The sequence below is a fragment of the Thermus tenuipuniceus genome (genome assembly GCF_002964845.1).
Lineage (GTDB): Bacteria > Deinococcota > Deinococci > Deinococcales > Thermaceae > Thermus > Thermus tenuipuniceus.
On sequence record NZ_PRDA01000007.1, the window covers coordinates 30,460 to 48,631 of the forward strand.

The following is an 18,172-nucleotide window of genomic DNA, read 5'->3' on the forward strand; positions in this document are numbered from 1 at the left end:
CTAGCCTCTGGCCCACCTTCTTGATAAACTTGCTTTATGGAACAACCCACCCCTTTGACGGATGCGGACCGGACCTGGGCGGCGGTGGCCCACCTGGCTCCCCTGGTGGGGTACTTCATCCTTATAGGTCAGATCCTTCTGCCCTTGGCCATCCTGCTTTGGGGTCCGAAAAGCGCTTTTGTCCAGGCTCACGCCAAGGAGTCCCTAAACGGCCAGATCAGCTACACCCTCTACGGCTTGGCCCTCCTTCTTCTGGCGGTGACTGTGGTAGGGTTGGTGGTGGCGGTTCCCCTGGCCTTTGCCCTGGTGATCCTGGTCCTTTGGAACATGGTCCAGGGAGCCTTGGCAGCCGGCAGGGGAGGAACCTACAACTACGCCCTTATCCTGCGCTTGGTTCCCTGAACTCCAGCACCACCACCGCCAGGGCGTGGCCCTTCTCGTGGCTTAGGGAGAGGTGGGCCATGAGGCCTTCCGCCTCGAGGCGGGCCCTTACCTTTGGGGCAAAGCGCAACACCGGTTTCCTCCCCTCCATCCCCACCCAGACCTCCTTCCAGGAGAGGCTTTCGGGCCAGCATTTCTGGAAGGCTTCCTTGGCGGCGATCCGGGCGGCAAGGCTGGGGACGGGGTCCTGGTGGCGAAGGGCATAGGTTAACTCCTCCTCGGTGAAAAGCCTTTTTAGGGCTTTTCCCCCGTGCTTTTTGAGGAGCCTTCGCACCCGGTCGATTTCCACCAAATCGGTACCGATGGCTTGAATCATGGGAGGTGAGGTTCCTGATGGTCCCCCGTCATGGCCAAGAGCTGGCCTTCCCGGTACCTTGGGCACTTCTTTCCCTTGAGGGCCAGGTAGGCCCTGGGGGCAAGCCTTTCCGCCACAGGATCCATGGGGCCATTTTAGCCCGGCTCCTTGAGCCAGAGGTTTTTTCGTGCTAGGGTACTCGGGTGTTGCCCAAGGCCTTCCTCTCCCGCATGGCGGAGCTTTTGGGGGAGGAGTTTCCCCTTTTCCTCAGATCCCTTACGGAAGGGGAAAGAAGCTATGGCCTTAGGGTGAACACCCTGAAGATAACGCCGGAAGACTTTACAAGGATCGCCCCCTGGCCCTTGAGGCCCATCCCGTGGTGTCCGGAAGGGTTCTACTACCCAAAGGAGGCCCGGCCGGGGCCCCACCCCTTCTTCTACGCCGGGCTTTACTACATCCAGGAGCCGAGCGCCCAGGCGGTGGGGGTGCTATTGGACCCTCAACCCGGAGAGCGGGTTTTGGACCTGGCGGCGGCCCCCGGGGGGAAGACCACCCACCTTCTGGCCCGCATGGGGGGAAGGGGCCTTCTTTTGGCCAACGAGGTGGACGGCAAGAGAATCCGGGGTCTTTTGGAAAACGTGGAGCGCTGGGGGGGCAGGCTCGCCGTGGTGCAGGCCCCGCCCCGATCCCTCGCGGAGGCCTTTGGCCCGTACTTTCACCGGGTTCTCCTGGACGCTCCCTGCTCCGGGGAGGGAATGTTCCGCAAGGACCCCGAGGCCATCCGCCACTGGGGTCCTGGGGCCCCTAAGAGAGCTTCCGAGGTGCAAAAGGGGCTTCTCTCCCAGGCGGCAAGGCTTTTGGGGCCGGAAGGGGTTTTGGTCTACTCCACCTGTACCTTCGCCCCGGAGGAGAACGAGGGGGTGGTGGCCCACTTCCTAAGGGAGCATCCGGAGTTCTACTTGGAGGATGCCCGCTACCATCCCCTGTTTGCTCCTGGGGTTCCGGAGTGGGGGGATGGAAACCCCGAGCTCAGGAAGACCGCTCGCCTCTGGCCTCACCGCCTCGAGGGGGAGGGGCACTTCCTGGCCCGCTTCCGCAAGGAGGGGGGTAGCTGGGGCACGCCACCTAAGGAACGCATCCCCCCCTTGAGCCAGGAGGCCCGGAAGGCCCTTGCGAACTTTCTGGAGGAAGCGGGCTTGGACCTGGAAGGCCCCATCTGGGAGCGCTCAGGCCACCTTTACCTGGTTCCGGAGGAGCTTCCCTCCTTGGCCGGCCTCAAGGCCCCAGCCCCCGGGCTTTACCTGGGCCAGGTGCAAAAGGGCCGCTTCCGCCCGGCCAAGACCCTGGCCCTGGCCTTCGGGGCCACCCTTCCCTGGCCCCCTCTTCCCCGGGTGGCCTTCCCCCCGGAAGACTCCCGAGCCTTAGCCCTGGCCACGGGGGCAGGCGTGGCGTGGGAAGGGGAGGACCTTCCGCTAGCCCTTCTGGTCCTGAGGACGGAGGTAGGGGAGTTTCCCTTGGATTTCGGCAAGGCCAAGGCCGGGGTGCTCCGGCCAGTGGGGGTAGGGCTTTAGGCCTCTCACCATACGATGGCAGCACCCAGGCTCTTCAGGGCTTCGTCATGGGATACAAGGAGTGCCCTTTCCAAGAGGCTTTGGGCTACCAACATGCGGTCAAAGGGGTCCCGGTGGTTTCCGGGTAGGGAATGGGCTAGGAGGGCGTGAGGGCCCCTTATGGGGAGCTCCTGGGCTTTCAGGGGTTCCAGCCAACCGGGATAGGCAGATAGCACGGCCTCGCCCTGGGGAAACCGGCCTAGCCGGGATTTGATGGCTATTTCCCATAGGGAAGCCGCGCTTACCAGGCGGGTGTTCTGCGGGTCTTCCAGCAGGCTCCTGGCGTGAGGGGAAAGGTGCTCTGGTTCCACTAAAGCGTAGAGGAGGGTGTGGGTGTCCAGGAGGAGCCTCAACCTTCCCATGCCCTTAGCTCCTCCTCCGGTAAGGGGGCGTGGAAGGCTTCCCAATCCACAGGGCCCAGATGCCGTAAGGTGCCTAGTCGTACCCCTTCCTCCCAGGGGCTCAGGCGGGCCAAGGGGCGGCCGTAACGGGTGATGACGATCTCCTCCCCCCGGCGTGCCGCCTCGAGGAGTTCGGAGAGCTTGGCCTTAGCCTCATGTACACTTACCCTTAGACTAACACTTCTGCTGGTCAAAAGAAGCAAGCCCCTCGAGGACCTCCCGCCAAAGGCCGAAGGTCTCCCTTAGGGTTGCTTCCGGAAGGGGCTTCACCGTGAGGTTCCCCAGGCCCAGGGGCACCACCCAGTGGAGGCTTTGGGAGAGCTTCTTTTTGTCCCTTTGCAGGTAGGGAAGGAGGTCCTCCCAGGAAACCCGGGGGAGGGGAGGGGGAGAAAGCCACCTCAGGAGGCGGAGGACCAGGGGGGTGAGGTCCTCGCCCCCCAGGAGCCTGCCCAAAAGGGCGGCGTAGAGGAGGCCATAGGCCACCGCCGCCCCGTGGGGCAGGGCGTGGTGGGTGTAGGCCTCCAGGGCGTGCCCCAGGGTGTGGCCCAGGTTTAATAGCCTCCTTTCCCCCTTTTCCGTGGGGTCCTGCTCGGTGATCCTCACCTTCACCGCCACCGCCTGGGCCAGGTAGGCCTCGAGGCGGGGGCTTTCCGGGGTGAGGTCCTCCACCTCTAAAAGCCCTTCCTCTCCGGAGATGATCCCGTGCTTGAAGGCCTCCACCAGGCCCTCCTTGAAGGTGAAGGGGGGAAGGGTCTTGAGGGCTCTGAGCTCCGCATAGACCCCTTGGGGGAAGTGAAAGCTTCCCACCAGGTTCTTCCCCTGGGGGAGGTTGAGGCCGGTTTTGCCCCCCACGCTGGCGTCCACCACGCTCAGCGTGGTGGTGGGGAAGGAGAGGTAGGGGATTCCCCGGAGGTAGGTGGCGGCCACAAACCCCCCCAGGTCAGTGAGGGTCCCTCCCCCCACCACCAGCAAGGTGGTGTTCCGGGGTAGGCCCTTCTCCGCCAGGAAGGAGAGGACCTGGCCATAGACCTCTAAGGTCTTCACCCCTTCCCCCCCATCCAGTCCCAGGCGATGAGGCGTTCTTAGGGCCTTCGCCACCTCCAGGGCGAAGCCCTCCACCTTACGGTCGTAGAGGAGAGCCGTGGGGCCTTCTGGTACCGCTACCTGGGCGAGTACCCCCTCGCCGATCACGATGGGGTAGGAAGAGGGGCTACGGACGTTTAGCCTCTGCATAGCGCCAGAGCTTTTCTACGATTTCCTCCACCACTTCCTCCACCTTCCTTCCGTCGGTGGAGACGTGCACGTGGGCCTCCTGGTAGATGGGCCTGCGGGCCTCGAGGAGGGTTCTTATGCGCTCCAGGGGGTTTTCCACCTGCAAAAGGGGCCTTTCCCCCGGCTTGCGGGTAGCCCGTTCCAGGATGGTTTCCGGGCTAGCCCAGAGGGCCACTACGGGGCCCCGCTGCAGGAGCAGGGCCCGGTTTTCCGAGTCCACGAAGGTGCCCCCGCCCAGGGAGAGGACCAGGAAGTCCTTGGCGATGAGCTCCCGTACCGCCTCCTTTTCCATACGCCGGAAGGCCTCCTCCCCCAGGTGGCGGAAGACGTCGGGGATGGAGAGGCCGGTGCGGCGCTCGATGTAGCGGTCCAGGTCGATGAAGTGGAGCAGAAGGGCTCGGGAGAGCTCCCGGCCAATGCGGCTTTTCCCCACCCCCATGAAGCCGGTGAGGCTGATGAAGGTGGCGGGGCGGGGAATCTCCAGGCGGGTCATGGAGCCATCCTACGCCTTTAGTAGGTTAGGACCCGAGCCTTGTACCGCTCCACCCGTTCCTGTATCTCCTCCAGGGTGTCCCCGCCGAACTTCTCCAGGTAAGCCTGGGCCAGGACGATGGCGGTGAGGGCGCAGAGGATCACGCTGGCGGCGGGCACGGCGGTGACGTCGGAGCGCTCCCTGGCGGCATCGGCGGGCTCGTGGGTCACCACGTCCACGGTGAGGAGGGGTTTCATCAGGGTGGCGATAGGCTTCAAGGCAGCCCTGAGGATGAGTTCCTCCCCGGTGGTCATGCCCCCCTCGAGGCCCCCCGCCCGGTTGGTGGTGCGGTAGAACCCCTTCTCCGGGCTCCAGTGGATGGGATCGTGAACCTCCGAACCCCGCTTCATGGCGTTTTCAAAGGCGGGGCCGATCTCCACCCCCTTGACCGCGGGGATGGAAAGGGCCATCTGGGCCAGGCGGCCATCCAGCTTGCGGTCCCAGTGCACGTGGCTTCCCAGGCCTGGCACCAAGCCCCGGAAGCGGGCCTCGATCACCCCCCCTAGGGTGTCCCCTTCCGCCTTGACCTGGTCGATGCGGCGGATAACCTCGGCCTCGGCCTCAGGATCGGTCATGCGCAAGGGGCTTTCCTCTATGCGGGGTACCAGGTCCCAGGAGAAGGGAACCTGGGCCCACACCCCCGCCATACCCGGCACGTACCCTGTTCCCTCAACTCCAAGAAGGCTCAAGAGCTTCAAGGCCACCGCCCCCACCGCTACCCGCATGGCGGTCTCCCGGGCGCTGGCCCTTTCCAGCACGTCCCTTAGGTCCTTGTGGCCGTACTTGATGCCCCCCGAAAGGTCGGCGTGGCCGGGGCGGGCAGCGGTGAGGGCCTTCTTTCGGGGCTCGTTCCCCGGAGCCGGGTCCATGATCTCCACCCAGTTCCGGTGGTCGGCGTTCCGGATGGCCAGGGCCACCGGGGCCCCGGTGGTGCGCCCAGCCCGCACCCCGGCGCGGAACTCCACCCGGTCGGTTTCGATGACCATGCGCCTTCCCCGGCCATAGCCCTTCTGGCGCCGTTCCAGCCAGGGGTTGATGTCCTCCTCGGTGAGGGGGATGCCGGCGGGCAGGCCCTCAATGATGGCGAGAAGCTCGGGGCCATGGGACTCGCCTGCGGTTAGGAACCTCATGGGCCTATTGTAGGGCAAGCGACCTGGGATAGGCCCAAGCCAGGGGATCAGCAAAGCCCAGCTTTGCAGGCTTGCCTCCCCTGGCTGGGAGGGGCAAAGGAGCTTAGCGGCTTGCGGTTTCCCTAAGGATGTCGGCGGTGATGACCACCAGAAGCTCCCGGTCGGTGGTTTCTTGGGTGCGCTGCTTGAAGAGCTCCCCTATCAAAGGGATATCCATGAGGAGGGGCACCCCTTGCTGCACCTGGTTGTTCTCCTGGGAGGTAAGGCCCCCGAGGACCACCGTCTGCCCGTCCCGCACCCTTAGGGTGGTGGTCACCACCTGCTTGGTGAAGCGGTCCACGTCCCCGTCCACGGGGTTGCGCTGCACGTTGCCCGAGACCTCTGCTTTGATGTTGAGGAGGATCTGCCCATCGGCGGTGATCTGGGGGGTGACCTCCACGATGATGCCGATGTCAAAGGGCACCCGTTCCACCCGGTCCCCCACCACCCGGCGGATGAGGAAGGTCTCGCCGGACTGGAGGCGGGCGGTCTGGTTGTTGAGCACGGTCTGGTTCACGTCCCTTAGCGCCCGGGAGAGGCCCTGGCGCTGGAGGGCCTCGAGGGTGGCCAGGATGTTCAGGGCCGCCAGGCTACGGGTGCTGTCAAAGATAAGGGAGAGCCCCGTGTCCAGGATGCTGGCCGCCACATTCCCCCCGGCGATGGTGTTCCACTTGAGGCCCAGGTTGCGGGTGAAGTTGGACTGCACCTCTTGGATGCGCACCCTCAGGTTCACCTGGGGCACCGCCTGGTCCAGCCTGGGGATGAGCCCCTCCACCAGGGCCAGATCCTCCTGGGTGCCCGTGACGATCAGGGTGTTGGTGCGCTCGTCTGCCACCACCGTGGCCTGGCGCGGGGGGGTCTGCGGCTGGGCCTGAGCCTGGGCCCCTTGGGCCTGCCGGGCTTGCAGAGCCTCCTGGAGCACCTTGGCCAGCTCCGAGGCCTTGGCGTTGGAAAGCTGGTAGGCGCGCTGGAAGAGGGGCGGGCCCTGCTCCGGGGCGCGGTCGATTTGGGAAAGCAGGTTCTCCACCTCGGCAAGCTGCCTTTCCGTACCCCGCACCGAGAGGACCGGTTGCCCCGGAACCGTCTGCACCACGATCCCCGGCACCTCCCGGGCCAGGAAGGGGGCTACCTTTTCCGCGTCGGCGAAGCGCAAGGGGTAGAGCCTGCGCACCGTGGCCTCCTGGGGGGGCGGGGCCACCTGGGGAGGCACATCGGCGGCCTTGAGGATTTCGGCGAAGAGGGCATGATCGGCCTCGGTGGCCTCGAGGAGAAGGGCTTTGGGGTTACCCGGGACACCTTCCAGGCGAGCTCCTTTCAACTCCCTTTCCAGGACGGGCTTAAGCCTTTCCTGGGCTTCCTGGTAGGTGAGGTTCTGCAAGGTGTAGACCCGGCGCACCACCGGGGTGGGCTTGGGCACATCGGCGGCCTTGAGGAGTTCGCTGAGGCGGGCGTGGTCCTCCTCGGTGGCGGTGATGAGGGCCCGTTTGGGATCGGTGGGGACCACGGCGATCTGGGCGTTCGGCACCTGGTTTTGCAGGAAGCCAATGAGCTCAGGGAAGGTGGCGTGGGTGAGGGCGTAGGTGCGCTCCACCCGGGGCTTGGGCAGGGTGAGGGCGGGCAGGGGGCGGAAGTCAATCCCCGCTCGCTGGAGAATATCGGAGAAGCGGGCGTGCTGTTCCGGGGTGGCCAGAACCGAGAGGAGGGCCCTGAGCTTGCCGCCTTCCTCCACCACGATCCAGTTCACGCTGAGCCCTGCCGCCTCCCGGGAGAGGAAGGGCAGGAGGTCGTTTTGCACCCAACCCTTGGCTCCATCTATGTTCACCAGGGTGCGGGCCTGCCCCTGGGCATCGGTTTCCGTCCGCCGGTAGGCGATCTCGGGGATGGCCACCAGGTAGGGCTTCCGCTCCGCCGCTCCTGTCCGGCTTGGGGCGTCCACCAGGGCGGTGATCACCTGGGTGGGGGCCACCACCACCACGTCGGGAGGCAGGAGGAGGTAGTCCAGGTTGAACTGGGTGCCGTAGGTGGCGAAGAGGAGGTCCCAGACCTCCCGGAAGGGTTTGCCCTGGAAGTCCAGCTTGATGTTGGGCAAGGGGGGCTGGGCCTTGGCCGGGTCGCCGGAGGCATCGTAGGCCCGGTAGATAAGGGGCTGAAGGCCCACGCTCCGGGCCAGGGCTTCCAGGACCACATCTAGGGGAAGGGTGAGCCCAGCCCGGACCTGGCTTTCGGAAACCTTCAGGTCCACCTTGGCATCAAAACGGGGTTCCTGGGGCAGGGTTCCCGCCAGAGCCCCCACGCCCAGGATCAAAAGGCCGGGGATCGCAAGTTTCATGAGTGCCGTTCTCACTGACCACCTCCTGCTTGCGTGTTTTCTAAGGTAATCTCCAAGCTTTCATCCTTCAAGGCCAACACCACGCGGTCGCTTTCTATGCGGCGAAGCACGGCCTCGCTGCCCGGAAGAAGGCTGCCCACGGGCAATACCAGGTACCCTTCCTTGGTTTCCAAGATAGCCACGCTCACCGGGCCCAAAAGCGTACCCGCCAGCTTGATGCCTTTCTCCCCCACCAGGGCTTGCAAGGGGGTTTTGGGGGAAGGCGCAGGTTCGGTCTTTCCCCCCTCTGGGGTTTGGGGTGCCCTGGGTAAAGGAGCCTCCACAAGGCCAGCGGGTGGGGTGAGGACAGGTGGGGTTTCCACCTGGGCTTTGGGGGTTTCCACCTGGAAAGCGGGGGTAAGCACCTTGGGAGCGGGCAGCGCTCCTTGGCTTCCCGGGAGAGGCCGGGGTGGAGTTTGAACGCTGGGGGTGGGCAGGGGGGTTCCCTGGGTTACCCGGACCGGGGCCCCTGTGGGTACGGGAGTGGGCCTAGGTGCCGGGGCAGGAGAGGGTACGGGGGGAGCAGGTGGGGCCTCTACCACCAGGGGCACAAAGGGGTTTGGAAGCGGGGCCTCTTGTTGGGTTTTGGGGATGGGCAAGGCTGGGGTCAAGACGGGCTTGCCTGCCTTAGGGGCTCCCTGGGAAGGAGAAGCCTCGGGGCTAGGCTTCGCTGCTTGACCCGGCGGAGGAGTTTCGGCGAGGGGTGGGATGGGGGGAGCTTCTATGGCCTTGGGGGCTTCCCCTCCCTGGCTGGGCACCTGAGGTTGGCCGGGGGTGGGTTGCACCTCCATAGTTGCCTGGGCTGGCAGGTAGAAACCCACATACCAAAGCGCCACAGCGCTCACCAGGAGAAGGCCCGCCAGGAGGAGCTTGGTGGACTGGGGTAGGTTCCGCCAGGCTTCGGCCAGGCGCGGGAGAAGGGGTTTCACCGACCACCTCCTTGGGTTGCTAGCGGCGATGGGGTTCCTTGCGTCCGGGTAGCGCCTTCAGGCTGGCCGAGGTCCTTGGCCAGCATGTAGAGGGTTAGGGTCAAGCTGGTGGAAAGGAGGGGGTTTACCTCCTGCCCTTGGACGCTGAGGTTGAGCCCGGAAAGGGAGCTAAAGCGGGAAAGCCCCTCCAGGCGCCTCAGGTAGGCGTAGGTTTCCGGGAAGGGCGCCTCGAGGGAAAGGGCCAGGTTCACCGCCCGCACCTCCGGAACCGGGGCCGAGGTGGGGGAGCGGGTGAAGGAGCGTACCGTGACCCCGCTCCTTATGGCCTCGGTCAGGATCTCGTTTAGGACCTGGGAAAGCCGTTCCTCCTTGGGAAGCGCCCTCAGAAAGGCTTGGCGCTCGGCTTGCAGCTCAGCGATAGTGGCCCGAAGTTCCGGCAGAGCGCGCTGGGCTTGCCTTCCCTTATCCCGCTCGGGGATAAGGGCGTTGATCTCCTGGCGTACGCTTTCCGTTTCCTGGCGCATGGGGGCGATGAGGAGAAAGTACCAAAGGAGGGCCACCACCACGGTGAGGGCGATGGCGATCAGGGCCCATTCCCGCTGTCCTAGCCTAGCGAGCACTTTCCTCACCTCCCACCAGGCCCACCCGGGCGCTGAAGGTGTAAAGTCCTCGGTTCTGGTCCAGGGAGGCCCCCTGGAACTCTATGCCGAAGCGGGGCGAGGTTTCAAAGGCCCGCACGAAGCTTACCAGGGCGTTTTGGTTCAGGGCTTCCCCCTGAACGGTGAACTCCACCCGCACCCGCTTGCCGTCAAAGGTGCCCGCCTGGGCCATCTGGGTGGCTTCGTCTTCGGGAATGGCCCGGGCGCCCACGGACCGCAGGGCCACGGGAAGCCGCCCCCCATCCTGGGGAATCTGGCGGATGAAGGTGGCCAGATAGTCCGACCAAGGGATAAAGTTTTTCTTAAGGCCTTCCCGGATGGCGAGGAGGGCCTCGAGGGCCTTCCTCTCCTGCACCAGGCGGTTTTGTTCGGCGATGAAGGGCTTTAGGGCCTCCACCTCGGCCCTCAGGGCGTCCCGCTCCGCTTTGGCCAGGCTGAGCTCGGTGTAGGCTGTGTAGTGAAGGAAGCCTAGAAGAAGAAGCACCAGCAGGGCGAAGGCTCCTGCCGCCAGACGCCACCAACCCAGCTCCACGCGGCGGCGCAGGTTCTTCGGGAGAAGGTTGAGCCTAATCAAGGGGCATCACCCCCCGTAAGGCCAGGCCCACGGGCACCGGGAACTCCGGTCCCATCTCCTTGATCTTTTCCAGGTCAAAGCGTCTGGGATCCACCTGGATGCCCTGCCAGGGGTCGGGGACAGTAAAGTTGACCCCCAGGGTATCGGTAAGCAGGGTGGACAGGCCTCTAAGCCGGCTTCCCCCGCCATAGAGGTACCCTACCTCCGGCTGTATGTCCCCCAGTTGTACCCGGAAAAACTCCAGGCTCCGGCGGATCTCCTGGGTGAGTTCCACCAGGACGGGCCGGATGGCATCGTAGATTTTGGCGGGGCTGTACCGTTCCCTCTCGGCGTCAAAGTCCAGAAGAAGCTCCTCGTCCTCGGTGGGGATGGTGGCGAGGCCATAGGTGCGCTTCACCTCCTCGGCGGTGAGGAAGTCCAGGCCAAAGCTTTTCCCGATAGCTTCAGTGAAGTCCTTGCCGGAGAGGGTGAGGATCCGCACCGCCAAGGGGCGGTTTCCCTTAAGGAGGACCAGGCTGGTGCTTTCCGCCCCGATCTCCACCGCCACGGAAACCCCCTCCGGGTCGCTGCTGAGCTGGGCTTCCAGGGGATAAAGCCCGGCAAAGGGTTTTACATCCAAAATGATGGGGGTCAGGCCTGCTCCCCGCAGGGCTTCCAGCAAAGAGGCCACCGCTTCCTGCCGGGCTGCCCCCACCATCACCTCCACCTGTTCCCCCTCAGCTACCTCGGCCAGGGGATCTAAGGGGGCGAAGTCCAGGACCACCTCGTCAATGGGAAAGGGGATGTACCGCTCCGCTTCCCAGCGAACCGCTTCCTCCATCTCCTTGAGGGGCATTTTGGGCACCTGAAGGGTGCGCAGGATCACGCTGGGGTTGGGCACGGCGGTCACCACGTAGCGCTTTTTGGTCCGGGCTTCGGCGAGAAGTTCCTTGAGTTCCTGAGCCAGGGCCTGGGGCTCGGCGATCACCCCTTCCACCAGTATCCCCGGGGGAGTGGGCCGGGTGGCCAAGGCCCTGAGGGCGGGAGGATTTCCGGAGAGTTCCACCAGCTTTAGATTGGCGGCACCAATCTCCAGGCCCAGTGCCTCCACCCGGGGTTGGAATAGCTTGCTCAAACCCGAAAGCACGTTGCCTCCTTAACACAGAACAGTGTAGCCGCTATGAGCCATAAGTGAACCTGCTTGCAGTATACACGGTTTTGCCCGGAATGGGGCAGGAGGGTTCGCCAGCATCCCTTGTTGTATTCTATTTGCCCCGGTCAGAAAACGCCTTACGCCCCTCGAGGACCTCTCCTCGAGGGGCGCTCAGGCAAAAGCCTCAGAGGGCCTTAAGCGTTTCCAACACCGCCTTGGTGAAGGTTTCTGTGGTGGCGGTCCCGCCCAGGTCCGGGGTGTGGGGACCCCTTTCCAGCACCAGGTCCACGGCCTTTTCCACCTTCTTGGCCGCTTCCTTCTCCCCCAGGTACTCCAGCATCATGGCGGCGGACAGGATGGTGGCGGTTGGGTTGGCGATCCCCTTGCCGGCGATGTCGGGGGCGGAACCGTGCACGGGTTCAAAGACCGCCGTGGTGTCCCCAATGTTGGCGGAAGGCGCAAGGCCCAGGCCCCCCACCAGGCCAGCGGTGAGGTCGGAAAGGATATCCCCCAAAAGGTTGGTGGTGACGATCACGTCAAACTGTTCGGGGCGCATGACCAGCTGCATGGCGCAGTTGTCCACGATGATGTCTTGGACGTTCACCAGGGGGTAATCCTTAGCCGCTTCCCGCACCGTATCCAGGAAAAGCCCTTGGGTTACAGGGAGCACGTTGGCCTTGTGAGCGATGTGCAGGGTTTTTCGGGGGCGGCCTTCCGCGATCCTAAGGGCCACGCGTCCGATGCGCTCGCTGGCCTTTTTAGAGATCACCGCATCGGCGATGGCCACGTCCAGGTAACGCCGTTCCTGCTCCACATAAAGCCCCTCGGTGTTCTCCCGCACGATGACAAGGTCTACCCCGCTTCGGCTTCCCGGTACAGGGCGGCTTTTGGCGGGGCGCACGTTGGCGTAGAGGTCCAGCTTGCGCCTGAGGTAGCGGATGGCGCCGAAGAAGCCGGGTACCTTCCTCGTGGGGCTGGTGGCAGCCCCGAAGAGGGTGGCGTGGCAGGAAAGGATTTTCTCCACGGTTTCCTCGGGCACGGAAACCCCTCTTCGCTCAAAGGTTTCCCAACCTGCTTCTGCCTCCACGAACTCCAAGGGAAGACCGGTGGCCTCTAGAACTTTCCTTGCCGCCGGGATTACCTCGTGGCCGATGCCGTCGCCCTCAATCAAGCAGATGCGATACGCCATGTTGCCTCCGGACTTAGGGGTAAGCCCCCTCCTTGGGAATATACACTACACTGAGCCATGAAGAGGCTGGGCTCAGGTGCGGAGGGTAAGGAGAAGCCAAACCAGCAGGAGAAAAGCCAGTACCCTCAGGGCTGCCTGACGCCTGGAAGGCCGTCTTCCCCCAGCCCTTAGGGCTCCTTCCACCACCACTCCAACGATGCCCCCCAGGATGAAGAGATCCCCCAGGCTCGCCGTCTTGCGCAGGGGAGGAAGGGGGATGACATCCCCCAGGAAGGGGAGGCGGGTGGATTCATCCAAAAGGCTATGCACGGCGTCGGCCTTGGTCTTTAGAAGCTCCTCCCAGCCCTCTATGCCTGCCTTTTGCAGTGCGTCCAGGCTTACTGGCATATGGCCCCCATTGGCGAAGATGACCAGGGTGTTCAGGAAAAGGCCCAAGAGCACCAGGTAGAGGCTTTTCAGGTGCCGGTTCCGGTAAAGCCCGTACCCTACCAGGAGAAGGACCAGGGCCTTGGCCAAAGGCCCGGCCCACTCGGGCCGGAAGAGGCCCCGGTAGGTGCCATAGGCCAAGCTCCCCTCTGCCAAGGCGGCCAGGAGGAAGGCCCAAGGCACCCTCAGCTCTATTCCCCCGAGGTCCTTGGGTCTTGCTCCGAGGGCGAGGGCGAGTCCGAGACCGAATAGGGCTGCGGCAAGGTAGAGCGTAATACCGATCCCTCCTTCGCTTCCAGGTAGGCTTGGCGGTCGCGCCACAGGGGGTTCTGGTGCCAAAGCTCTGTGAAGAGCTCCACCAGTCGAGGGTCGAACTGGATGCCGGAGAGGTCCTGAACCTCCTGAAGGGCTTCCTCCGAGGATTTGGCCTTACGGTAAGGACGGCCTGCGGTCATGGCCTCGTAGGCGTCGGCCAGGCCCACGATGCGGGCCTCCTCCGGGATCTCGTGCCCCGCGAGGCGCTTGGGGTAGCCGCGGCCGTCCCAGCGCTCGTGGTGGTAGAGGATCACGTTGTAGACCACGGGGCCAAAGGCTACCTTCTCTGCGGGTTTTAGGAGTTCAACCCCCTTGGTGGTGTGGCTTTGGACGATCTGATACTCCCTTGGCGTAAGCTTATCCGGTTTGAGGAGAAGGGCTTCTGGGATGCCGATCTTGCCGATGTCGTGCAGGCGGGCCGCTCGGTAAATCTCCATGGCCTTGGCCTCGTCCTTGTAGTAGGCCCGGGCCAGGTCGGCGGCGATGTCCGCCACGCGCTCGGAGTGCATGCGGGTTTCCGGCTCCTTGGCCTCGAGGGCGTGCATCAGCACCTCCAAGGTGGCGTCAAAGGCCTGCTCCAGGCGCACCTTCTCGTCCCAGTAGAAGCGGCTGTAGTAGAGGGGGATCAGGAAGAGGAGGACCGTCCAGCCCCCCCAGCCGCCCAGGAGGGGCATCGCGTAGGCCCGGGCCAGGAGGAGGGCCAGGGGGGAGAGGAGGAAGTAGCTGGCAGCGAGCCAACCAAAGTTCTTTTTCCAGACTTCACGCAGGGGGGTACCGCTGGCGAGGTGGATGATGAGGGTGACCAGGCCCGTGTTGACGAAAAAAAGAGCCACCGCCGCTAGGCCTATGCCCGCCCCAGCGCTTAGGTCTAGGCTGCCCAGGTGGAGGGGGTTGCTCTGGAAGAACCCCCAGACCAGGGCGGCGGCCAGGGCAGCCAGGGCGTCCTGGGAGCGGTTGAAGAGCTGCTTGTACCAAGCTTTATCGCCGGGTTGGAAGAGAAACACCCAGAGGGGGGCAAGCCAGGGAGGGGCCAGGACCACCAGGGCCAGGGCGAAGAGGAAGAGGTGGCTCATGCTGGCGTTGAGGGGGAGACGAATTCGTACCCCCACGCTCCAGAAGACCAAGGCCGCCCAGAAGAGGAGGTCGAACCAGTTTAGCCCAGGGGGGGGAAGGCGGAACCCGTGCCGGGCGATGAGGTAGCCTTCCAGGAGCAAAAAGGCCGCGAAGGTGGCGAGGGTGAAGACCAAAACCCGAGGCGGGGGGAGTTCCAGGCGGCGAAGCTTTCGGAGCATCCTGGCCTAAAGGATAGCATAAGGCCCCCTTGGGGGGGCAAAAGGAAAAAACGGCCAACCCGTGGCCGTTTTTACTCCCAGTGCGCGGTTGCTCCAGCCGCCAGTCCCAAAGCTACCAGAGAGCCGAGGAGAACCAAAACGCGGGCGATCAGCTTCCTCATCTTCATCCCTCCTTTTCCTCCGCTTCCGGGGGTTCGGCCCCGTTTGCTTGTCTTTCACTTTAGGGGGGTCTGTCAATACCGTCAAGAGGGGAAAATAGGTATCAGAACGGTGAAAATTGCCTTTACCCTGACAATTTTTGGGAGTAGGTCAGATTTACACTACCCAGCCTAGCACATCCCTGGGCAGCTGGGTAGTACCCTGTTGAATGAGGGGGAACCTTCCGGGTTTGGGGGAAATGGCAACCCTAAAAAAACAGGGCGACTGCGGGGCCTAAGCCCTCACAGTCCACCCAATGCACCTGCTTGAGCACACCCCAGAATTCCACCGGCAATACCTTTGGAATAAATGCCTTCAGCGCCGAAAATGCTTTATCCTAAATACCCACCCGGAATCCAAATCCTTTGCTTCAGGTTCCCACCCCCTTCAAGGGTAGTCTAGCAAAGGTGGTGACCCGGGATGGGGTAAAGAAAAACTGCCCCTAAGGGAGGGCAGTTTGGTTTTCCCCTGGTGCCGAGGGGCGGAATCGAACCGCCGACACTGCGATTTTCAGTCGCATGCTCTACCAACTGAGCTACCTCGGCCTGGCGGCCCCGACGGGACTCGAACCCGCGATCTCCCACGTGACAGGCGGGTGTGTTAACCGACTACACCACGGGGCCTTAGGTTGTTGCCGGGTCGGGGGCGTCCGACCGGGCACTTAGGATGATAGCCGGGGGAAAGGGCGGTGTCAAGCTTAAGCTGGAGCGAGGTCTTCGCTTACCACCGGACCCGGAAGGGGATTGGGAGGCGTAGCCTCCTGGTGGACCGGGGGGAGTCGGGGTACCGGAATGGGTTCTTGCCCGATGGCCGCATCCTCTACCAGGGCGAGGGTAAGCGGGGAAACCAGGAGCCCATTGGGGGAAACCTGCGGCTTCTTCTGGCCCAACGGGAGGGAACCCCCTTAAGGGTCTTCCTCCGGGAACGGCCTGGTCTTTGGCGGGACCTAGGGTGCTACCGGGTGGAAGGGCACCGGTACGTGCTTTTGCCGGAGGAGGGGCGGTGGGTGTACTGGTTTACCCTAACCCCTTGTGGATGCGAAGCAGGCCTTTAAGGGTTAGATCCTCGTCCACCACGTCAAAGGAGGGGCAGAGATCCCGTAGGGTTTCCGCAAAGCCCCCAGTGGCGATCACCAGGGCCTCCCCGGCTTCTTCCTTGAAGCGGCGCACCATGCCCTCCACCAAGGCGGCATAGCCCAGGACCAGGCCCGAGCGCAGGGCGTCCAGGGTGTTTTTACCCACCACCTGAGGGGGAGGGACCAGGTCTATGCGGGGAAGCTTGGCGGTCCGGGCGGCCAAGGCGTCGGCGGCGGTCTGGGGGCCGATGGTGATGGCCCCGCCCAGGTAGCGGTTAGGGGCCTCCACCAGATCAAAGGTGGTGGCGGTGCCGAAGTCCACCACGATGTAGCGGCCCGTGGGGCTTGGGTAGCCCAAAGCGCCCACGGCGTTTACCAGGCGGTCGGTGCCGGCTTCCTTAGGGTTATCTATGCACACCTCCAGCCCCGTGGCCCCGGCATCCACCACCTGGGCCTTGATGCCGAAAAGCTTTTCTATGGCCTCCTTCATCTCCCTTTCCACCGGGGGCACCACGCTGGAAAGGAGGGCGGCCTTGGGGGGAGGAAGGTTTTCTAGGGCGAAGAGGTTTCTTAGCATCACCCGGTACTCGCTTTCCATGCGCATCCGGTCGGTGTGGATGCGAAAGTGGGCGATGAGGTCCTCCCCGGAGAAGGCCCCCAGGACCGTGGAGGTGTTGCCGATGTCGATGGCCAGGAGCATGGCGCTTAGCCTTGGTCCTCTTCCCAGGGTTCCAGCACCACCTTCACGGCGATCTCGGCGTTGAGGTTGGCGGAAACGGAGCAGTACTTGGTGTGGGACAGGTGGGCGGCGCGCTCGAGGGCCTCCAGCGTCACCCCAGGTCCCGAGGCGATGTGGGTGATGGTGATGTGGGTGTAGCGCTTGGGATGGGTTTCCGCCCGGACACCCTCCACCTCCACCCGGTAGCGGGCCAGGGGCTGCTTTTTCTTCTTCATGATGTCCACCACGTCATAGGCGGTGCAGGCTCCCAGGGCTATGAGGAGGAGCTCCATGGGACGGGGGCCGGTGGCGGGCTGATCCCCGTCGATCATCACCTTATCGCCCTGCTCGTTGATTCCCAGGAAGCGGTGGCCTACCAGATGATGGATTACGACCCTCTTCGTCATGAGCCGGATTTTATCAAGCTTTAACCTTTCCCGCTAGAATGAGCGTAGATGCGGGTATGCCTCCTGGTTTGTATCTGGCTATGGAGCCTGGCTTGGGCCTTTCCCCGCATTGGGGTGCACCAGGGCTTTACCCGGCTGGTCTTTGATCTCCCCTCCAAAGAGGTCCAGCACTCCCTTTCCCAGGAGAATGGCCTTCTGGTCTTGATCCTGAGGGGGGTAAAGGCAGCTTCCCTGGATCAGGTGGTGAACTCTTCCGAGGTGGCCTCCGTCCAAACCCTACCTGAGGAAGGGCAGGTGCGGGTGGTGGTGCGCCTAAAGGGAGCAGTGGAGGCCACGGTGCGCCGCTATTCCGACCCGGAGCGGCTTGTGGTGGACCTAAGCCTGAAAAAGGAGGCCTCCACCCCGGCCAAGCCGGCCCAGGTAAACTTGGACCCACCCCGCAACCGGCCGCCCAGGCCGCCCAAGCCCGTGGTCCTCCTGGACCCGGGGCACGGGGGGGTAGACCCGGGGATGGTGGGGTATGTGGTGGAAAAGGAGGTGGTCCTGGACGTGGCCCTGCGCCTTAGGCGCCTTCTGGAGAAGGAGGGTATTGAGGTCCGCCTCACCCGGGATCGGGATGCCCACCTTTCCCCCGATAAGCGGGAAGACCTTTCCCGAAGGGCAGCTTTAGCGGATAGCTCCCAGGTGAACCTCTTCATCTCCGTCCACGTGAACGCCTCTCCCACCCGTACGGCGCGGGGGGTGGAGGTCTTTTACTTTGGCCGGGCCCAGGACCCGAGGGTGTTGGCCCAGGTGATCCGGGAGAACGGGGGGGGAGAGCTGGGCAAGCGCCTCACCCAGGAGGCCCAGAGCGTGGCGGAACGAATCCTCTCGGACATCGTGGCCCAGGCCAACCAGCGCTACAGCCAGCGCCTGGCGGAAACCTTGGGAAGGAAGCTTTCCCAGACCACGGGAAGCCCCTTCCGTGGGACCTTCCCCGGTGATTTCTTCGTGCTTCGCTACGCCAAGGTGCCTGCGGTGTTGGTGGAGATCGGCTTCGGGGACCATCCGGTGGAGGGAAGGCAGCTTGCCGACGCCGCCTACCGGGAGAAGGTGGCCCAGGGGCTTCTTGCGGGCATCCTCACCTTCCTGGCCAACGGAGCCTATGCCAGGTGAGGGCGGGCCGAGCCG

Annotated in this window: 21 protein-coding genes and 2 tRNA genes; 4 read left to right on the forward strand and 19 right to left on the reverse strand. The window is 64.1% G+C overall.

What is annotated here, in order from left to right; translation table 11 throughout:
- The first annotated feature begins 36 nt into the window (after positions 1–36).
- Positions 37–402 carry a DUF4870 domain-containing protein gene (locus tag C2847_RS06895; protein WP_105317705.1) on the forward strand — a complete coding sequence of 122 codons (366 nt, stop codon included), beginning with the start codon at positions 37–39 and terminating at the stop codon, positions 400–402.
- On the opposite strand, the gene C2847_RS06900 is transcribed toward C2847_RS06895, so the two are convergent.
- Together C2847_RS06900 and C2847_RS12835 are read right to left on the reverse strand one after the other, a co-directional pair.
- Positions 380–757: a 4'-phosphopantetheinyl transferase superfamily protein gene (locus tag C2847_RS06900; RefSeq protein ID WP_105317706.1), complete on the reverse strand. Its 378-nt coding sequence runs from the start codon at positions 755–757 to the stop codon at positions 380–382. The two genes, C2847_RS06895 and C2847_RS06900, sit on opposite strands and share 23 nt — an antisense overlap.
- Entirely contained in the window at positions 754–882 is a 129-nt protein-coding gene (locus C2847_RS12835; protein WP_279627877.1) for a hypothetical protein, read from the reverse strand. The genes C2847_RS06900 and C2847_RS12835 overlap by 4 nt, the downstream gene beginning before the upstream one ends.
- Before the next feature lie 57 nt (positions 883–939).
- Here C2847_RS12835 and rsmF point away from each other — a divergent pair, with 57 nt between their 5' ends.
- Entirely contained in the window at positions 940–2,307 is a 1,368-nt protein-coding gene (gene rsmF / locus C2847_RS06905) for a 16S rRNA (cytosine(1407)-C(5))-methyltransferase RsmF (RefSeq protein ID WP_105317707.1), read from the forward strand.
- Positions 2,308–2,312: 5 nt separating this feature from the next.
- Here rsmF and C2847_RS06910 read toward each other — a convergent pair whose 3' ends face one another.
- The 15 genes from C2847_RS06910 to C2847_RS06980 all read right to left on the reverse strand — a co-directional run bounded on the left by C2847_RS06910 (position 2,313) and on the right by C2847_RS06980 (position 15,425).
- Entirely contained in the window at positions 2,313–2,708 is a 396-nt protein-coding gene (locus C2847_RS06910) for a type II toxin-antitoxin system VapC family toxin (RefSeq protein ID WP_105317708.1), read from the reverse strand.
- Positions 2,696–2,941: a type II toxin-antitoxin system Phd/YefM family antitoxin gene (locus tag C2847_RS06915; RefSeq protein ID WP_105317709.1), complete on the reverse strand. Its 246-nt coding sequence runs from the start codon at positions 2,939–2,941 to the stop codon at positions 2,696–2,698. Before C2847_RS06915 ends, C2847_RS06910 begins: the two co-directional genes overlap by 13 nt.
- Entirely contained in the window at positions 2,922–3,980 is a 1,059-nt protein-coding gene (locus tag C2847_RS06920; protein WP_105317710.1) for a 3-dehydroquinate synthase, read from the reverse strand. Before C2847_RS06920 ends, C2847_RS06915 begins: the two co-directional genes overlap by 20 nt.
- Positions 3,958–4,512, reverse strand: a complete 555-nt coding sequence (locus C2847_RS06925; RefSeq protein ID WP_105317711.1) for a shikimate kinase — start codon at positions 4,510–4,512, stop codon at positions 3,958–3,960. Before C2847_RS06925 ends, C2847_RS06920 begins: the two co-directional genes overlap by 23 nt.
- A gap of 17 nt (positions 4,513–4,529) precedes the next feature.
- Complete coding sequence (aroC, locus tag C2847_RS06930; RefSeq protein ID WP_105317712.1) at positions 4,530–5,681, reverse strand: chorismate synthase; 1,152 nt, start codon at positions 5,679–5,681, stop codon at positions 4,530–4,532.
- Between the two features lie 103 nt (positions 5,682–5,784).
- On the reverse strand, positions 5,785–8,049 hold the full coding sequence (locus C2847_RS06935) for a secretin N-terminal domain-containing protein (protein ID WP_244187373.1): 2,265 nt from the start codon (positions 8,047–8,049) through the stop codon (positions 5,785–5,787).
- An 11-nt stretch (positions 8,050–8,060) separates the two neighbouring features.
- The gene (locus C2847_RS06940) at positions 8,061–9,017 is read right to left on the reverse strand and encodes a competence protein (RefSeq protein ID WP_105317714.1); all 957 of its coding nucleotides are present in this window, start codon (positions 9,015–9,017) and stop codon (positions 8,061–8,063) included.
- The gene (locus C2847_RS06945) at positions 9,014–9,637 is read right to left on the reverse strand and encodes a type IV pilus inner membrane component PilO (protein WP_105317715.1); all 624 of its coding nucleotides are present in this window, start codon (positions 9,635–9,637) and stop codon (positions 9,014–9,016) included. The genes C2847_RS06940 and C2847_RS06945 overlap by 4 nt, the downstream gene beginning before the upstream one ends.
- On the reverse strand, positions 9,627–10,250 hold the full coding sequence (locus C2847_RS06950) for a flagellar protein FliT (protein ID WP_105317716.1): 624 nt from the start codon (positions 10,248–10,250) through the stop codon (positions 9,627–9,629). Before C2847_RS06950 ends, C2847_RS06945 begins: the two co-directional genes overlap by 11 nt.
- Positions 10,243–11,376, reverse strand: a complete 1,134-nt coding sequence (gene pilM, locus C2847_RS06955) for a type IV pilus assembly protein PilM (protein WP_105317717.1) — start codon at positions 11,374–11,376, stop codon at positions 10,243–10,245. Before pilM ends, C2847_RS06950 begins: the two co-directional genes overlap by 8 nt.
- Before the next feature lie 190 nt (positions 11,377–11,566).
- Positions 11,567–12,571 (reverse strand): homoisocitrate dehydrogenase, encoded by a 1,005-nt coding sequence (locus tag C2847_RS06960; protein ID WP_105317718.1) that lies wholly within the window; start codon positions 12,569–12,571, stop codon positions 11,567–11,569.
- Between the two features lie 72 nt (positions 12,572–12,643).
- Complete coding sequence (locus C2847_RS06965) at positions 12,644–13,138, reverse strand: DUF5317 domain-containing protein (RefSeq protein WP_105317762.1); 495 nt, start codon at positions 13,136–13,138, stop codon at positions 12,644–12,646.
- 50 nt (positions 13,139–13,188) lie between these two features.
- The gene (locus C2847_RS06970) at positions 13,189–14,604 is read right to left on the reverse strand and encodes an HD-GYP domain-containing protein (RefSeq protein ID WP_105317719.1); all 1,416 of its coding nucleotides are present in this window, start codon (positions 14,602–14,604) and stop codon (positions 13,189–13,191) included.
- Positions 14,605–15,271: 667 nt separating this feature from the next.
- Positions 15,272–15,347, reverse strand: a tRNA-Phe gene (locus tag C2847_RS06975).
- Position 15,348: 1 nt separating this feature from the next.
- A tRNA-Asp gene (locus tag C2847_RS06980) sits at positions 15,349–15,425 on the reverse strand.
- Positions 15,426–15,490: 65 nt separating this feature from the next.
- On the opposite strand from C2847_RS06980, the gene C2847_RS06985 reads away from it, so the two are divergent.
- On the forward strand, positions 15,491–15,856 hold the full coding sequence (locus C2847_RS06985; protein WP_105317720.1) for an SRA domain-containing endonuclease: 366 nt from the start codon (positions 15,491–15,493) through the stop codon (positions 15,854–15,856).
- Here C2847_RS06985 and C2847_RS06990 read toward each other — a convergent pair.
- The gene (locus C2847_RS06990) at positions 15,819–16,577 is read right to left on the reverse strand and encodes a type III pantothenate kinase (RefSeq protein WP_105317721.1); all 759 of its coding nucleotides are present in this window, start codon (positions 16,575–16,577) and stop codon (positions 15,819–15,821) included. The genes C2847_RS06985 and C2847_RS06990 overlap by 38 nt on opposite strands.
- A gap of 5 nt (positions 16,578–16,582) precedes the next feature.
- A complete protein-coding gene (locus C2847_RS06995) occupies positions 16,583–17,002 on the reverse strand; it encodes an OsmC family protein (RefSeq protein WP_105317722.1) in 420 nt (139 codons plus the stop codon).
- A gap of 48 nt (positions 17,003–17,050) precedes the next feature.
- On the opposite strand from C2847_RS06995, the gene C2847_RS07000 reads away from it, so the two are divergent.
- Positions 17,051–18,157 carry an N-acetylmuramoyl-L-alanine amidase gene (locus tag C2847_RS07000; protein ID WP_105317723.1) on the forward strand — a complete coding sequence of 369 codons (1,107 nt, stop codon included), beginning with the start codon at positions 17,051–17,053 and terminating at the stop codon, positions 18,155–18,157.
- The last annotated feature ends 15 nt before the right edge of the window (positions 18,158–18,172 follow it).

Bases quoted from the DNA above. Each gene is read 5' to 3' on its own strand.
- C2847_RS12835 (WP_279627877.1), bottom strand. From the start codon at position 882: ATGGATCCTGTGGCGGAAAGGCTTGCCCCCAGGGCCTACCTGGCCCTC.
- C2847_RS06900 (WP_105317706.1), bottom strand. From the start codon at position 757: ATGATTCAAGCCATCGGTACCGATTTGGTGGAAATCGACCGGGTGCGA.
- C2847_RS06970 (WP_105317719.1), bottom strand. From the start codon at position 14,604: ATGCTCCGAAAGCTTCGCCGCCTGGAACTCCCCCCGCCTCGGGTTTTG.
- C2847_RS06910 (WP_105317708.1), bottom strand. From the start codon at position 2,708: ATGGGAAGGTTGAGGCTCCTCCTGGACACCCACACCCTCCTCTACGCT.
- aroC (WP_105317712.1), bottom strand. From the start codon at position 5,681: ATGAGGTTCCTAACCGCAGGCGAGTCCCATGGCCCCGAGCTTCTCGCC.
- C2847_RS07000 (WP_105317723.1), top strand. From the start codon at position 17,051: ATGCGGGTATGCCTCCTGGTTTGTATCTGGCTATGGAGCCTGGCTTGG.
- C2847_RS06960 (WP_105317718.1), bottom strand. From the start codon at position 12,571: ATGGCGTATCGCATCTGCTTGATTGAGGGCGACGGCATCGGCCACGAG.
- C2847_RS06990 (WP_105317721.1), bottom strand. From the start codon at position 16,577: ATGCTCCTGGCCATCGACATCGGCAACACCTCCACGGTCCTGGGGGCC.
- C2847_RS06895 (WP_105317705.1), top strand. From the start codon at position 37: ATGGAACAACCCACCCCTTTGACGGATGCGGACCGGACCTGGGCGGCG.
- C2847_RS06935 (WP_244187373.1), bottom strand. From the start codon at position 8,049: ATGAAACTTGCGATCCCCGGCCTTTTGATCCTGGGCGTGGGGGCTCTG.
- C2847_RS06995 (WP_105317722.1), bottom strand. From the start codon at position 17,002: ATGACGAAGAGGGTCGTAATCCATCATCTGGTAGGCCACCGCTTCCTG.
- C2847_RS06920 (WP_105317710.1), bottom strand. From the start codon at position 3,980: ATGCAGAGGCTAAACGTCCGTAGCCCCTCTTCCTACCCCATCGTGATC.
- C2847_RS06925 (WP_105317711.1), bottom strand. From the start codon at position 4,512: ATGACCCGCCTGGAGATTCCCCGCCCCGCCACCTTCATCAGCCTCACC.